The organism is Collinsella sp. LCP19S3_A6 (assembly GCF_052122015.1).
GTDB lineage: Bacteria > Actinomycetota > Coriobacteriia > Coriobacteriales > Coriobacteriaceae > Collinsella.
In genome coordinates, this window is sequence record NZ_JBQKDD010000004.1 from 96,106 (window position 1) to 111,267 (window position 15,162).

Annotated in this window: 12 protein-coding genes; 4 read left to right on the forward strand and 8 right to left on the reverse strand. The window is 60.2% G+C overall.

The window, feature by feature from the left end:
* Positions 1-95: 95 nt before the first annotated feature.
* Together ACTQVX_RS03850 and ACTQVX_RS03855 are read left to right on the forward strand one after the other, a co-directional pair.
* Positions 96-1,241 carry a sensor histidine kinase gene (locus ACTQVX_RS03850; protein WP_441560271.1) on the forward strand — a complete coding sequence of 382 codons (1,146 nt, stop codon included), beginning with the start codon at positions 96-98 and terminating at the stop codon, positions 1,239-1,241.
* Positions 1,238-1,867, forward strand: a complete 630-nt coding sequence (locus ACTQVX_RS03855) for a response regulator (protein WP_441054772.1) — start codon at positions 1,238-1,240, stop codon at positions 1,865-1,867. The genes ACTQVX_RS03850 and ACTQVX_RS03855 overlap by 4 nt, the downstream gene beginning before the upstream one ends.
* 787 nt (positions 1,868-2,654) lie before the next feature.
* On the opposite strand, the gene ACTQVX_RS03860 is transcribed toward ACTQVX_RS03855, so the two are convergent.
* The 7 genes from ACTQVX_RS03860 to bilR form a co-directional block, all read right to left on the reverse strand.
* Positions 2,655-2,996, reverse strand: coding sequence for a 4Fe-4S dicluster domain-containing protein (locus ACTQVX_RS03860; RefSeq protein ID WP_441067464.1), 342 nt, complete (start codon positions 2,994-2,996; stop codon positions 2,655-2,657).
* Between the two features lie 7 nt (positions 2,997-3,003).
* Complete coding sequence (locus ACTQVX_RS03865; RefSeq protein WP_441560273.1) at positions 3,004-4,092, reverse strand: hydrogenase large subunit; 1,089 nt, start codon at positions 4,090-4,092, stop codon at positions 3,004-3,006.
* 5 nt (positions 4,093-4,097) lie between these two features.
* Complete coding sequence (locus tag ACTQVX_RS03870) at positions 4,098-4,811, reverse strand: NADH-quinone oxidoreductase subunit C (RefSeq protein ID WP_441560275.1); 714 nt, start codon at positions 4,809-4,811, stop codon at positions 4,098-4,100.
* The gene (locus ACTQVX_RS03875; RefSeq protein WP_427795592.1) at positions 4,811-5,404 is read right to left on the reverse strand and encodes an NADH-quinone oxidoreductase subunit B family protein; all 594 of its coding nucleotides are present in this window, start codon (positions 5,402-5,404) and stop codon (positions 4,811-4,813) included. The genes ACTQVX_RS03870 and ACTQVX_RS03875 overlap by 1 nt, the downstream gene beginning before the upstream one ends.
* 12 nt (positions 5,405-5,416) lie before the next feature.
* Positions 5,417-8,299: a proton-conducting transporter transmembrane domain-containing protein gene (locus tag ACTQVX_RS03880; protein WP_441560277.1), complete on the reverse strand. Its 2,883-nt coding sequence runs from the start codon at positions 8,297-8,299 to the stop codon at positions 5,417-5,419.
* Positions 8,300-8,585: 286 nt separating this feature from the next.
* Complete coding sequence (locus ACTQVX_RS03885; protein ID WP_229770663.1) at positions 8,586-8,981, reverse strand: helix-turn-helix domain-containing protein; 396 nt, start codon at positions 8,979-8,981, stop codon at positions 8,586-8,588.
* 454 nt (positions 8,982-9,435) lie between these two features.
* Positions 9,436-11,466, reverse strand: a complete 2,031-nt coding sequence (gene bilR, locus ACTQVX_RS03890) for a bilirubin reductase, long form (RefSeq protein ID WP_441560279.1) — start codon at positions 11,464-11,466, stop codon at positions 9,436-9,438.
* A gap of 828 nt (positions 11,467-12,294) precedes the next feature.
* Between bilR and ACTQVX_RS03895 the strand changes: the two genes are divergently transcribed.
* Positions 12,295-12,591: an ATP-binding protein gene (locus ACTQVX_RS03895; RefSeq protein ID WP_441560281.1), complete on the forward strand. Its 297-nt coding sequence runs from the start codon at positions 12,295-12,297 to the stop codon at positions 12,589-12,591.
* A complete protein-coding gene (locus ACTQVX_RS03900) occupies positions 12,501-13,961 on the forward strand; it encodes an ATP-binding protein (protein WP_441560282.1) in 1,461 nt (486 codons plus the stop codon). Before ACTQVX_RS03895 ends, ACTQVX_RS03900 begins: the two co-directional genes overlap by 91 nt.
* 240 nt (positions 13,962-14,201) lie before the next feature.
* Here the strand turns inward: ACTQVX_RS03900 and ACTQVX_RS03905 are convergent, their stop codons facing one another.
* Positions 14,202-15,134 (reverse strand): DUF4268 domain-containing protein, encoded by a 933-nt coding sequence (locus tag ACTQVX_RS03905; protein ID WP_441560284.1) that lies wholly within the window; start codon positions 15,132-15,134, stop codon positions 14,202-14,204.
* Between the last annotated feature and the right edge of the window lie 28 nt (positions 15,135-15,162).

Consider the following 15,162-nt stretch of genomic DNA (forward strand, 5'->3'; position numbering starts at 1 on the left):
AGCTTTGTCACGAGTGCGGCGGGGGCGGGCGGGAGGAATGTCACGGTTGCGGCACCTGAGCAATCGTCGCGCGCACCATCGCGTACAATACCCGTATGAACAGGCTATTCGACAAATCGATCGTGCTGGCGTGCTGTATCGCGGCCGCTCTGGGCCTTGCTGTGGATGCTTGCTTGGTCGCGGCGTTTTGTCTTGGCGTCGCAGTCGCCTCGCTTACGGAAATTGCGCAAGGCGAACGTGCCCGCCGCGCCGGTGAGGCCGCGAGCTACGCTTACATTATGGTGACCGTCTTTGTGCCGTCGTTTGTGCCGTTTGCGCCCCTCGCCCTCTATGACATCGCGCGATACGTGCGCCGTGAACACGTTTGGGTCGCGCTGGGCGCCGGCGCCATCTTTGTCTGCGCACTCGTCGCATATGCCCACGCCGGCGCGCTTCCCACCCGTGCGCTGCTGTTGACCGCCATCCTTTCAGTCGCCGCCACCTTGCTGTCTCTGCGCACCGCTCAGCTAGAGCGCGAGCAGGAGCGCATGCGTCGCACCCGCGACGAGCTGCAGGAGCGAGCCCTCGCGCTCGAGGCGCGCAACCGCGACCTTGCCGACCGCCAGGACTACGAGGTCGAGCTCGCAACGCTCGCCGAGCGAGCCCGCATCGCACGCGAGATCCACGATAACGTGGGACACCAGCTCACGCGCGCCTCGCTGCAAACCGAGGCCCTACGCGTGGTCCACGCCAACGAGCCCGGCGTCGCCGCCGACTTCGCTGACGTCAAGCGCACCGTGGACGAAGCGCTTCAGCTCGTGCGCTCGAGCGTCCACGCGCTCAACGACAACGCGGCGAATCTCTCCGTACAGCTCGAGCGCATCGTGGAGGGCGCGCGCTCAGATGGCGGGCCGCAGATTGAACTTGAGGTTTTGGCCGAGCATGCGCCCGCAAATGTCGCCAACTGCTTTACGGCGGTCCTGCGCGAGGCGCTTTCCAACGCCATACGCCATGCTTGCGCCCATACTGTCACCGTACGATGCATGGAGCATCCGTCGTTTTACCAGCTCATCGTTACCGACGATGGCGCGGGCGGGGTCCAAGCAAGCAGCCGCGGCACCGCAGAGGGCATGGGGCTCGGCTCCATGCGCGAGCGCGTCGAGGCGCTTGGCGGCACCTTCACCGCCGGCCCGCGCGCCGGCACCGGCGGCTGGCGTGTGTTTGCCACCGTTCCCAAACAGCAAGGAGATGAGGGCCGATGAGGCTCATCGTTGTCGACGACGACCGCTTGGTGGTCGATTCGCTCAAGATAATCCTGGGCGCCCAGCCGCAGATCGAGGTGGTGGGTACCGGCGCCGACGGCAACGACGCAGTGGCTCTTTATGCCGAACACGCACCCGATATTGCGCTGCTCGACATTCAGATGCCGGGGCGCGACGGGCTTTCGGCGGCCCGCGAGATCCTTGAGCGCGACCCTGCGGCGCGCGTGGTATTTCTGACGACATTCTCGGATGACGAGTACATTGTGTCGGCGCTCAAACTGGGTGCCCGCGGCTACCTGATCAAAACCGATGTCGCCGCCATCCCGCCGGCGTTGGCCCAGGTCATGGACGGTAAACGCGTGCTCGAGGGTAAGGCGATCGAAGATATCAACTTTGATGGGGCGGGCGTCGAGGTGGGCACGACCCGCCGGCCCGCGGCCTTCGTCAGCCTGACCGACCGCGAGTTCGAGGTCGCCGAGCTCATTGCCCGCGGCCTCGATAACAAGGAGATTGCGGCCACCGCCTATATGGGCGAAGGCACCGTGCGAAACCACATCAGCTCAATCCTGGCCAAAATGGGCCTGCGCAACCGCACCCAAATCGCCATCGCCTACCTGCGAGGGTAGTTGCCCGAAGACCGACCGCCCCGACATAACAAAATGTCTGCTACCGGTTTAATGCCATTTCAAAACGATGCCAGTTTACTACGATGAATCGCCCACCTTCAACCACAGCAAATTGCGAGCTTGCAAAACCGCAGGTAGAACGCTTGCAATATTTGGAAAAATGCAGTCATGGTCGGGGATGTCGAATTTATCGTAGTAAACCGACATAGTTTTGTTCGGGCGCCCCTGCACGAATGCCTCCGCAAGCCTCGCAGGACCAAAGTGATCCGTTTTCTTCCGCCCGCGGAGATCGGCTGACGGCGCCCGCCACGAAATCGGCCCATCTACTACGTTTAGTCCTGCACCCCCGACCATAACCGCGTTTCATGAAAAACCACAGGAGTTTTACCTGCGGTTTTTATTTCGCATTATTTGCCATGGTTGAGGGCGACGGCTTAAACGTAGTAGATAGGCCCATTTCGTGGCAGACGGGTCACGAGGCAGCCCTCGCAAGGCCAAAATGGTCCGTTTTCCTCCGTCCACGGGAGATCAAAGGCTGTTACGGATATGGTGCCATTTCAAAACCATGCCGGATTACGGAGCTAAAGTCGGGACCCTCATCCATACCTTCATTTTTTGGAAAACGGCAGGCTGTCTACCTGCGGTTTTGTTTTTGCAATTTTCTGTATGGTCGGAGGTTCGCTATCCAGCCCCGTAAACCGGCATAGTTTTGTTAACGGCAGCCTAGCCGCGCGTTTAAGCGCGGGGCCGGTGGGGCATTTTTGCCCCACCGGCCCCTATTCCAGCGCTACTCCGGCTTGGTTTCTACCGTGGGAGTCTTGTTCGCCGCAACTGGAGTACGGGCGGTGTCCATAGTCAGGCAGTGCTTGGGGCAGCTCTCGATGCACTCGCCACACACCACGCAAGCGTACGGGTCGATCGACCAGGTACCACCCTTGCGATCGACCGCAAGCGCGCCCGCCGGGCAGCGACGTGCGCACATACCGCAGCAGATGCACACGTCCATATCGTTGACGATATGCCCGCGCAGGCGCTCGGGCACCGTCAGCTCCTCCTGCGGATAGCACACCGTGACCGGTTGCTTGACCATAGAGCCCAAGGCCGTCTTGGCAAATGTCATCAAACTCATGCCGCGCCTACCTTTCCGTGCAACTAATGCAGGGGTCGATGGTCAGGATAATCATGGGCACGTTGGCAATGAGCACGCCCTGCAGTGCATGCGTCAGGCCCGCCAGGTTTTGCGACGTCGGCGTGCGCACACGGAAACGGTCCAAATTCTTGGTGCCGTTACCGCGCACATAGTAGTACGCCTCGCCGCGCGGCTGCTCAATCACAACCTCGCCGCGTGCGCCGTCGGCCGGCGTAAGCTTGGTGCGCCCGCCGATGCCGTCGTGCGGAATCTTGCCCACAAGCTCCTTAATGATGTCCATGGCCTGCGTGACCTCGGCGCAACGCACCTGGCAGCGGGCATAGCAGTCGCCATCGGTAGCAACGACGGGCTCAAACGCAGCCAGGTCCGCATAGGCACCGTCGCCAAACATGCGCACGTCGTAGTCCACGCCCGAGGCGCGCCCAAACGGACCGACCATCGAAAGCTCCAGCGCGTCTTTCTTGCTGATCACGCCCACGCCATGCAGGCGCTCGCCGCAGCTGTTGTCGTCCAAAAACGTATGCACCAGGGCCTCGTAGTCGGGGCGCATGGCATCGAGCGTCTGGACAATGCCCGCCAGCTCGGAGTCCTCGATATCGTGCTTAAGGCCGCCGATCTCGTTAATCGACAGAATCACGCGACCGCCACACGTGCTCTCAAAGATCTTGAGAATCTGCTCGCGCAGGGTCCACGACCGATAGAACAGCGCCTCGAAGCCAAAGGCATCGGCGAGCAGGCCCAGCCACAGCAGGTGCGAGTGAATGCGCGAAAGCTCGTGCAAAATGGTGCGAATATACCGCACGCGGCCGGGCACCTCGATATCGAGCATGCGCTCGCAGGCGCTGGCATAGCCGCAGCTGTGACCCACGGCGCAAATGCCGCAGATGCGCTCGGCGATGTAGCCAAACTGGTGCATGTCACGCTTTTCGGTGAGCTTCTCGAGTCCGCGGTGCACAAAGCCGTTCTGCGGAATTGCCTCGATAACGCGGTCGTCCTCGAGCACCAGGTCCAGGTGAAGCGGCTCGGGCAGCACCGGGTGCTGCGGGCCAAACGGAATAACGGAGCGATGTGCCATGGACCTTACGCCTCCTTTTTCTGCTTATCGCGGGCGGCTTTGGCGGCAAGCGCCGCGCGAACCTTGGCCGCTTTCTCGGGATCCATGGCGGCGAGCTTTGCCTCCATCTCGGCAGCCTTGAGCGCGGCCTTGGCGGCAGCCTCGTCATGCTGAGCATCGGAGCCGGCAGCCGCAGCGGGCTGAGCGACGGCAGCGCCCGCAGCATCGCCGACGCTCGCAGCGCCCTCCCCTGCAGCAGCCGCGGCGGCCTTCTCGGCCGCAGCCTTGCGCGCCTTGGCCTCGGCAGCGGCACGGACCTTCATGGCCTTCTCGCGCGCAGCCTTAACCTCGGGCGTGATGACGCTCATGGGCTCGGCAGTCGAGACCTGGTAGAAAAAGCCCTTAAAGTCAATCTGCATGTCGGTAATGGCAAGCCCAAACAGGTCGTGCGCCTCATTTTCAAACGGGAACACCGCAGGGTAGTACGAGCTGATGGACGGAATCTCCTGGTACTGGTCGATGCCCTCGACTACCAGGTTCTCAATCGCATAGCTGCCGTCCTGCGCGATCTGCTCCTGGGCAGCACGAACGTTGATGAACGTATAGACCAAGCGATACGTGCCGTCGTCCACATTGCGCTCGGCGTGCATCTGTACAAAGCGGGCACCGGCACCCTTGAGCGCCTGGACATGCGACAGCAGCGCATCGAGCTCGACGGTGGTATAGATTGCCTTTTGCATTACTCGGCCCCCCTTGCAGCGGCGGACGCGGCGGGCGTCCCAGCAGGTGCGTCGCCAGCGGCGGGCGCGTCGCCGGCCTCAGCCGCGGCCACAAATCCGTCCTCGCCCAGCTCAACGCCGCCATCCCAGGTAGCAGCACCGCCCACGGTAAGCGGGTCGCCGCCGGCGCGCATCACGGCCTCCTTCTGGTCCAGAATGCCGCACGCCTCCACGATGGCGTCGATCACCGTCTCGGGACGAATGGCGCATCCTGGCGCGTACACGTCCACGGGAATTGCGCGGTCCACGCCACCGATCACGTTGTACGCATCGCGGAACACGCCGCCCGAGCACGCGCAGATGCCGCACGCCACCACGCACTTGGGCTCGAGCATCTGGTTGTAAATCTGGCGCACGACGGGCAAGTTCTGGGCGTTGACCGACCCCGTCACCAAAAAGATGTCCGCATGTTTGGGGTTGCCGGTGTTGACCACGCCAAAGCGCTCCGCATCGAACAGCGGCGTGAGCGAGGCCAGCACCTCGATATCGCATCCGTTGCAGCTCGAGCCGTCGTAATGAATAACCCACGGCGAGCGCGACATTTTATGATCCATGGATGCCGCCTCCTAAATAAACACGTCGACGAGGATGGGCATAAGGTTGAGCAGGCCAAACACCAGCGCCACGCCCCAGCCGAGCTTAAAGCAGCTGCGCCAGGTGCTGCGCGCGAAGGTATTGTCAATCAGCACCTCGACAAAATACGTCATGACCATAACGACCAGGGCGACCAACCAGCTCACCGGGTTGTCCCAAACAAAGAACATGCCCACCCACATCAAAAACAGCACGGTCTCGCACCAGTGCATAAGGGTCATCTTGGCCAGCGTGCCGCCGCTCATCTCGGTGGCGACGCCCTGGACGATCTCCTGATGCGCGTGATGCGAGTACGAAAGATCGAACGGTGACTTGCGCAGCTTGATGGTAAGCACCGCGAGCAGTGCGAGGAAGATGGGCGCGCTGTACACGATGATGGGGGCCGACTGCCCCGTCACGGCGATGGAATCGAAGCTATCGGTGGCAAGGTACAGGCCCACACTCATCAGCAAAACGGCGGGCTCGTAACTCATGACCTGCAGCAGCTCGCGGTCGGCGCCGACCTGGGCAAACGGGCTTTGCGTCGAGGCGGACGCCAGCACCACAAAGATCGCAGCGAGGGTAACCATAAAGGCGCATAACAGTGTGTTGGAACCCGACACAAAGATGCCGCCGCCCACCACGGTAAAGACGAGCGCGCACGCCATGTAGGTATCGTCCACGGTGTTTACGCTGGCAGGGGCTTTGCGCAGGAGCTTGGCTACATCGTAGAACGGTTGCAGCAGACGCGGTCCCACGCGGCCCTGCATGCGGGCGGACAGCTTGCGGTCGATGCCGTCGATCAGGCCACCAACCAAAGGCGCCAGCAGGGCAAACGCCACGGTGCCTATAAAGATGCCCACGACGCCCGAGCCTTCGAAATACTTTCCGCGCAGCACCGAGGGCTCGCCCATGGCGAGCGTATCGGGACCAATCCATACGCAGCATAGCAGCGCGAACAGGATGATGCTGCAGCACACGATGCTGCCCGCGGGGCCAATGCGATTCTCGCCAAGGGCATCCTCCAGGTACCAATTGCGCTTTTCGGCCTTCACCTCGTGTCCCATCGAGCCGCGGAAATGACGGTAATTGTCGGTTCCCACACCCGAAAGATATACGTTTACGTGCGGTTTGTTGCTCACGCGGAATGAAGTCAGCAGCACCACGGCGATAAAAGCCACGATAACCACCATTAGATACATGGCATCCTTGCCAATAACATACGGAACGCGGCCAAACACCATGGCCAAGTAAGGCGACACCAGACCGCTCGAGATAATCGGGAACGCTACACAGCACAGAATCAGCAGCGCGGCGATAGTGTTGAGCGCTATCCATTCGGTCTTATGGACATTGCCCTCCACGTTTTCGGCCGTAGAATCCACGCCCGAGAGCTTGGCGAGCCACTTGCCCCAGAAGAAGAACGTCGCGGCCGAGCCAAAGGCCAGCACCATGATCATGAGCACATTGCCGGTCTGCGCAAACGCCACCAGGGCGCCCCACTTGGACACGAGCATGCCAAACGGCGCCACGAACATGCCCATGATGCCCAGCATCATCAGACGCGTCAGGTGCGGCATGCGGCTGAACATACCGTCCATGTCCTCGATATCGCGGCTGCCGATATGATGCTCGGCGGTGCCCACGCACAGGAACAGCAGCGACTTTGCCACCGTATGGAACAAGATCAAGAAGATGGCGGCCCACACGGCCTCGGGCGCGCCGACACCCAGGCAGGCACTGATGAGGCCCAGGTTGGAAATGGTGGAGTACGCGAGCACACGCTTGGCATTGCTCTGCGAGATGGCCATGAGGGCGGCGAGCAAAAACGTGATGGCGCCCACGCTCGTGACCATAAAGCCGGTCACGGGATAGGTGGCGTACAGCGGGCTCAGCTTGACCATCAAAAACACGCCGGCCTTGACCATGGTGGACGAGTGCAGCAGGGCGCTCGTGGGCGTGGGGGCGACCATGGCGCCGAGCAGCCAGGTGTGGAACGGCATCTGTGCGGCCTTGGTAAGCGCGGCGATCGACAGCAAGACGACCGGCAGCACCAGCAGCGCGGATTGCGCGGTTCCGGCGCCGGAAAGCTCGATCATGCCCGAGATGGTCAGCGGCACGCCGTTGACGTGCAGGAACATAAGGCCCGCCAAAAACGCGATGCCGCCCAGCATGTTGAGGATGATCTGGGTAAAGGCGTTTTTGATGGCCTCGGGCGTGCGCGTATAGCCAATCATAAGAAACGAGCACACGGTGGTGATTTCCCAGCCGCAGAACAGCCACTCCAGGTCGTCGCTCGTCACGATGACGAACATGGCCGAAAGGAACAGGAACATAAGCGCCAGGAACTGCGGGCGTCGGTCGGGCGCGGTCTGCCCACGCAGCGCGGCCTCGTGCTCATCGTGCGCCTGGAAGTCCTTCATGTAGCCCAGGGCATACACGCAGATCAGGCTGCCGACAATGCCAACGGCGAGCACCATGATCACGCTCATATAGTCCAGGTAGAGCGGCGTGGCGGTGACGACCTCGGCCGTGGGCAGCGTCATGGCAGCGAAGGCAACCGAACCCACCAGCTGCACCACGCCGAGCACACCGGTAAGCGCGTTCCTATATTTGAACGCGTTGTACAGGATGACGGCGCACAGAATTACGTCGACGACGGAGCTGATGATCGAGAGCACATGCGAGGTGCCGGGGGCAACCTCAAAGCCCTGCGGACCCGTGCCAAAAAATAAGACGGCGACTACAACGGTCACCGCCATAATAATGCCGGAGCCTACAAGCCCTACCGCATCGCGGGCTCGGTCACTGCGCGCGAGCAGCATGCCCATCGCCGGTACCAGCGGAAACAGGGTAAGGAAATACAGTAGCGTCATACCATCACTCCCCCATGCAAAAACGCTGCAATTGCTTAACGTTATAGCTCAAATTGGGAGTTCAGGCGGCAGGTTTTCGGTCAACTGGGAAGTTTTAGGCGTATGGGGTAAGGACATGTCCGCTTTGGAGCAGAGAGGCGACGCTCCCCCTCTCGTAGCGGCGGGCGCACGGGCCACTGCGCGCGGTTTATTGACCACTTTGAAGGATGTCCCGATAGACTCGCGGCGATCCAAAAAGTTGGCGCGGCAAGAAAAATGCGCCCCTGCGGACGCACCATCCCGTTCGCTATTCCGCCTTTTTAACGCGCGGTTTACGACCCCGCGGCTTATCGACCAAGGCGGCCTCGCCACCGTCGCGATACTGTCGGCACCAAGCTTTAACCGAAGACTCGCTGGGGATCTTGTGCTTGACCATGACCTCACGCACCGTCAGACCGTGTTCCAAGCGGTCCTTAACCACGGCAAGCTTAACGTCAAACGAATATGTGTGGTGATGAGAGCCCGCATTGAGAACGGCGTCGGCGCCGCCCACGGCATACGCACGGGCCCACTGACGGGCTGTGGCCTGGGGGATGCCAAGCTCTGCGGCGAGCGCGCGATGGCCAACCCCTTCTTGGAGGATCTCGACAGCGCGCTGCCTAATCTCGGGCGCATGCGTGCGAGTCCTTGTTGTTTCTGACATACCTGCCACTTCTACTTCTTAGCCTTAAACGTTAAATTGCTTTCTTACGTGCAAGTTAGATAGTAGCATTTTACTGTTTGCTCAAAGCAGTTAATTAAAATAGACGCGGCGCTATCTGGGAATTTGACACCAATTTACGACATTTCTTTATTGATTATTTACGCTGGTAACTAGCTCGCAGCTAATCGTCATTCGCTTGCCAGCAAAATTGGCATCTCTTTATATCCTTTGGAATAGAGGGTATGATTATTAACCCCTCCTCCAATAATTTTGAGCAGCCTGCAAGGCAGTAGACGCCTCACTCCCCATGATTAGCGCGCATTGCCGTCCACCGGGGCAAAACAAAAAGGGCGGGACCTGCTGCGCTTGCAGGCCCCGCCCCGATTGACACCCGATGGGACGCGGCCGGGCGAGACAGATCCGTGCTACCGCCCCGCCTGGCCGCGATGTTCAACTACAGCTCGTTGGCCGCGTGATATGCCGTGCGAATGGCGTTCGCAATGTCGGCGGTGCGCTCGCCCGAGCAGTCGCCCACACAGGTCACGGGCACCGTAACGCCATCCAAGTCAAACGCGTTGGCCTTGGAACCGACGGCCATCACCACGTAATCGCAGGCGATCTTCACCGGCTCCTCGGCGCCGTCATCGGCAGTGCGAATGGCCTCCACGCCCTCGTCGGTAATGGCGGTCAGACGGGTCTTAACATGCTGCTCCACGTTGTGCTCTGCAAAGACGCTCATAATCAGCGGCAGAATGGTCTCGGACTCGCCCGCGGCAATCTTGTCGAGCATCTCCACAATCGCCACTTCGCAGCCGTGCTGCAGCAGGTACTCGGCAGTCTCGGTGCCCACCAGGCCACCGCCAATGACGGCGACGCGGCCCGTAAGCTCCACCTTGCCGGCCAGCACGTCCCAGCTCGAGACGACCTTCTTAGAATCGGCACCCGGAACAGGAATGACCACGTCGTGCGCGCCCACAGCCACAATCGCGGCGTCGGCGGCGTTGAGGTCCTCAGTGGTAGCGGCATGGTTGAGCTCAACCTTCACGCCCAGGCCGGGCAGAATCTTCTCGTAATACTCGACCGAGCGCATGATCTCGTCCTTGCGCGGAGGCGCGGCCGCCAGCACAATCTGGCCGCCCAGATGATCGCTCGCCTCGTAGACGGTCACGTCGTAGCCGCGCTTGGCCGCCACGCGCGCGGCCTCCAGACCGGCAATACCGCCGCCCACAACGGCGATCTTCTTGTCGCCCTCGCCCGGCTTAATGGCGATGGTAGCCTCGTCGCCGTTCTCGGCATTGAGCACACACGAGATGTACTTGCGGTTTTGAATCGCATCGACGCAGCCCTTGTTGCAGTTGAGGCACTCGCGGATGGGCTCGCCCGTGGCGGCCTTCAGCGCAATGTCGGGGTCGCACATGAGCGAGCGGCCGTAGGCGATGATGTCGGCGGCGCCGTCTTCCAGGATCTTCTCGCCAGCCTCGACCGAGACAACACGGCCCACAGTTGCAACCGGCACGGAGACCAGGGCCTTGACGCGCTCGGCCACGGGCAGCGTCCAGTTGTAGGGCATGGCGCCCATGGACGGAATGGTGTCGCCCATATTGCCGGTGTGGTTGGCTTGTGTAACCTGGATCATATCGATGCCCGCGCCCTCGAGCAGCTTGGCAAACTCGCAGGCCTCATCGGGCTGCAGGCCGCCCTTGCCACGCAGCGTGCCGTCGGGGTTCTCCATGATCACGGGGAGCTTATACTCCACCATCAGCTGCGGCGCGGCTTCCTTGATGGCAGCGACGACCTCCAGCGCGTAGCGAACACGGTTCTCAAACGAGCCACCGTACTCGTCGGTTCGCTTGTTGAGGATCGCGGAGCACAGCGAACCCACCAGGCGGTCGCCGTGGACCTCGATGGCGTCGATGCCGGCCTGCTGCGCGCGAGCGGCCGAGGCAGCGATGGCCTCCTTGATCTGGGTGAGCTGCTCTACGCTCGCCTCGTTCACAAAGTGCTGCATGTCGTGGTGCAGCTTGGCGTATGCTTGCTTGCGGATTTCGTTGGACTCGGCCATCTTGGCGGCAAAGGTCTCCTCGTCGCCGGCGGCCTTGGCCTCCTGCGCGGCTTTGGCTGCAGCCATGGAGCCCATGACCATGCGGCCGACACCGGGCACGTCGTACTCGGGGTGGAACAGCTGCAGCGCGACCTTGGCACCGTGCTTGTGGACGGCGTCGGCCAGCGCCTTAAACGTGGGGATCTGGGCGTCGGTCGCCAGCTTGGGCGTGGGGCTTGCGGTCATGACGGGAGCGACGTCGCCAATGACGATGTAGCCCACGCCGCCACGGGCCAGGCGCTCGTAAAAAGCCAGGCTGCGCTCGCCGATGGAACCGTCGCGCTCCTCATAGCCGGTGGTCAGCGGCGGGAACATAATGCGGTTCTTGAGCTCAAGGGGGCCAACCGTAATGGGCTGGAGCAGCTTGGACGCAGGTGCGGTCATGAACATTCCTCTCTTGTAGACGCGGCGGCGATGGTGCCGCGTAGTTGTTTAGAGGATATGGCATGGGGGTACAGCGGCACAACGAAAATCGGCGAATATCAGGTGGAGGCAGGCGGATGGGGCGGGGCGGCCCGTCGGTTTGTCTCAATCTGTAACAGTTACTCAGCAAAACCGGGTCTTACTGTTACAGATCGAGATATTCCTCTCGACCCATCCTCAACAATCTAAATCTGTAACAGCTAGGCCCACTTTTGACCCCTACCTGTTACAGATCGAGACAATAGAAACCATCCCAACAAAACGTCTCGATCTGTAACATCTATCGACCAAAACCGGCCCTAGGCGTTACAGATCGAGACAAACCAAACCGGGCTTCCGAATAATCTTGATCTGTAACAATTAGACGACAAAAATCGCTCCTCGTGTTACAGATTTAGACAAACGGAGGCTGGCGTGCTGGTTTGTCTCGATTTGTAACGGCCAGACGTCCAAATCGGGTCCATCTGTTACAGATCAAGATATTGTTTGAGAAGCTGCGGACCGTACCGAAAACACGATCCCGGAATAACAAAAAAGCTCGTCGGCTAGGCCGACGAGCTGCAAGTTCTTGGTCGCGGGGCAGGATTTGAACCTACGACCTCCGGGTTACGGATATGGCGGGCCGTCAAACAGCGATTGGACTAAAGCCGGGCCTTCCACAGTGTTTAGTCCTATAAACAGTCCAACATCTTTATTTCTAGTCGTTAGATTGGACTAAAATGACTTTGATTTCGGTATTTAGTCGTATCTTACGACTAAATATCAGCCACGAGACCGTTAGGAGCGATCTTGTACTACAGCGATCACGACGTCCTTGAACTCATCGCCCGTATCGAGAAGCCCTACGAGAGCGAGGTTATCGAGCTCAAGGAAGCGAAAAACGACTTCAGTTTCAAGAACCTCGGGAAGTACTTCTCCGCCCTGAGTAACGAAGCGGTCCTGCGCGGGAAACAAGACGCCTGGCTCATCTTCGGTATGGACAACGACAAGGTCGCATGCGGAACCGCTTACCGAGAAGGAAATCGGCCAACCTTAGATCCCTTAAAAAGGAGATTGCGGACCGCGCGAACAACCACCTCACCCTGAGAGAGATCCATGAACTCAGGATTGACGGCAAACGCGTCCTCGCGTTTCAAATCCCCGCCGCAACGCCGGGCATGCCAACGGCGTTCAACAATGCGGCATGGGCGCGCGAGGGCGAATCACTCGGGCCACTCCCCATCGATAAGTACGAGCAGATACGCCAAATGCGGAGGCCGGACTGGAGTGCCCTCGAAATCGAAGAAGCAACCTTCGAGGACCTCGACCCCGAAGCCGTGAAGAAAGCGGTGGGGCTCTTTCTCTCCAAGCACCGACGGCATTCCGGGGCGTTCGCGGACATGGATGACCGCACGATTCTCGACATGGCAAACCTAACCAGAAACGGCAAGATCACCCCGACGACACTCATCCTGCTCGGAAGGCCGGAATCCACCCGCTTGCTCGATGGGATGAGCCCGCGCATCACCTGGACTCTCTATGCCTCCAATGGATCGGTAACCTCTTACGAGCACTTCAAACCACCCTTCCTTCTCGCGATTGACCAGGTACTCGGGAAAATCCGCAACGAGAAGTACCGGTTCAACGCAAATGGCGCGAGTCTGTTTCCCTTTGAGGCTGACCAGTACGAACCCGAGATCATCAGAGAGCTCCTGAACAACTGTATCGCCCATCAAGACTATTCCATGCAGGGGCGAATCAACGTCGAGGAATTCGAGGATCACCTCGTTTTCCTAAACGAAGGGTCCTTCATTCCGGAGACAATCGAAAATGCGATGCGGCCGGGTTTTAAGCCAAGCTACTACCGCAACCCCTTCCTTTCCGAGGCGATGGTGCAGATGGACATGATCGACACCATCGCCATGGGAATCCCCAAAGTATTCCAGATGCAGAGAAAGCGATACTTCCCCCTACCCACCTGCGACCTTTCGGATCCAACCCGCGTGCGCGTAAGTGTCTACGGTAAGACCATCAATGAGAGCTACAGCAGGCTACTCTATGCTAAGCCGGACCTTCCGATGGACGTCGTCTACCTTTTGGACAAGGTTCAAAAAGGCGAGGAAATCACGAACGAGGAGGCCTCAGAGCTGCATCGACTCAAGCTTATCGAAGGCAGGTACCCCCATATCTCCATCACGAACGCCCTTGCCTCGAAGACGGGACAGGAGGTGTCTTACACGCGCAGCAAAGGCCTCAATGAAGAGGCCTGCAAGGCGCTTGTCATTCAGATGCTCTCAGAAACGGGGCCCGCACCACGTGCGAAAATCACCGCCCTCATTAACGATCTTCTCCCCTCGGGCCTTACCGACGCGCAAAAGGCCAAGAAGGTATCGAACCTTCTAGCGAAAATGAAGAAGGTGGACAAGACCATCGATAGCGACGGAACGGGAAAGACCGCAAGATGGCATGCCCTGTAACATCGTGATAGATCTTACCGTCAGATGCACGGCCCCCAACAGACCGACCGCGATGCGTCCGGGCACCTTACCGGGCGCATCGTCTAGCATCGGAATCCTTGCTCGCGATATCTATCCCCACCAGAATCTGGATACCGCAAGCGTTGTTTTCGATGACATCCCCGCATTTTGTAGTCAGAAAACAGTCGGCTTATAGGACAAAAAGTGTGTCCAATAAGCCCAGTAATTGCCGAAGCGCTTTTAAAGTCCGATCTCCGCGATTATTTTTTTCATCTCGAGGGCCCATCCGAGCTGTTCCTCGATGTACCCCGGCCATGCGTCCTGGTGGCCCTTGATGGGGTGGCCCGCCTTGTAGAAGCGCAGTCCCGAGGCCTTTTTCGCATCGAAGGGTGCCGCCGTCAGCCCGAGGCACTCCTCGAAGATTCCGCTGTTGGCGATGGCGCGGTGCCCGATCTCCTTGTCGTCGTCCACGTACAGCTCGATACCCGTGCGGCCCTTGTGCGTATCGATGAGCAGGGCGAGATGGTATGCCGAGACCCCCAGGCGAAGCGTCGACCAATGGTCCTTGCTGGGCTTCTGCGGGCTGAACTCCTTGAGGAACTCCGGATGGCCGCCCGCCACCTCGCGGTAGGCCGTCCAGTACGCCAGCTTGACCTTTTCGGTTTCGCTGAGCCCTTCGGAGAGCTTCACGGCCTTGGTCCACTCGTTCGGCTGCTCGACCACGCCGAAGCGCGGGGCGGGCAGGGAGTCCCCGATCTTCCAGAGCTCGACCTCGACCAGGAAGAACCCGAAGTCGCTGTCGGTGTGCTGGTTGAGCCACTCGATGGCCTGGCGGTGCTCGTCGCGGGCGCGCGCCACGACCCAGATGACGACCTCTGCGCCCTTGCCGGCGGCGTACGTGATCACCTTGCCGAGGTGGTCGTGGTTGGTGTCCTCGAGCTGGTTCTCGATGATCACCTTGCGGCCCGTACCGGACTCCTGCGCGTAGATGTCCACGTTGAACGATCCGACCGAGGACTCAGTCTCTATGAGCTCGAGCTCGATTCCGACCGCCATCCCGAGGGTTGCGAGGTTCTGCTCCTCGGCCAGCCACTTGGTGAAGTCGTGGGCCTCATGCGGCCACACCTCGCGCAGGGGAACCTTCTGGATGGTGTCCAGGTTATAAGTCTTCATCCGTCACCCTCTCGCCCGATGCGTGCCT

Excerpts from the sequence above, each read along its gene's own strand:
- ACTQVX_RS03865 (WP_441560273.1), bottom strand. The coding sequence starts at position 4,092 with ATGGCACATCGCTCCGTTATTCCGTTTGGCCCGCAGCACCCGGTGCTG.
- ACTQVX_RS03850 (WP_441560271.1), top strand. The coding sequence starts at position 96 with ATGAACAGGCTATTCGACAAATCGATCGTGCTGGCGTGCTGTATCGCG.
- ACTQVX_RS03885 (WP_229770663.1), bottom strand. The coding sequence starts at position 8,981 with ATGTCAGAAACAACAAGGACTCGCACGCATGCGCCCGAGATTAGGCAG.
- ACTQVX_RS03855 (WP_441054772.1), top strand. The coding sequence starts at position 1,238 with ATGAGGCTCATCGTTGTCGACGACGACCGCTTGGTGGTCGATTCGCTC.
- ACTQVX_RS03905 (WP_441560284.1), bottom strand. The coding sequence starts at position 15,134 with ATGAAGACTTATAACCTGGACACCATCCAGAAGGTTCCCCTGCGCGAG.
- ACTQVX_RS03870 (WP_441560275.1), bottom strand. The coding sequence starts at position 4,811 with ATGCAAAAGGCAATCTATACCACCGTCGAGCTCGATGCGCTGCTGTCG.
- ACTQVX_RS03880 (WP_441560277.1), bottom strand. The coding sequence starts at position 8,299 with ATGACGCTACTGTATTTCCTTACCCTGTTTCCGCTGGTACCGGCGATG.
- ACTQVX_RS03900 (WP_441560282.1), top strand. The coding sequence starts at position 12,501 with ATGCGGAACCGCTTACCGAGAAGGAAATCGGCCAACCTTAGATCCCTT.
- bilR (WP_441560279.1), bottom strand. The coding sequence starts at position 11,466 with ATGACCGCACCTGCGTCCAAGCTGCTCCAGCCCATTACGGTTGGCCCC.
- ACTQVX_RS03860 (WP_441067464.1), bottom strand. The coding sequence starts at position 2,996 with ATGAGTTTGATGACATTTGCCAAGACGGCCTTGGGCTCTATGGTCAAG.
- ACTQVX_RS03875 (WP_427795592.1), bottom strand. The coding sequence starts at position 5,404 with ATGGATCATAAAATGTCGCGCTCGCCGTGGGTTATTCATTACGACGGC.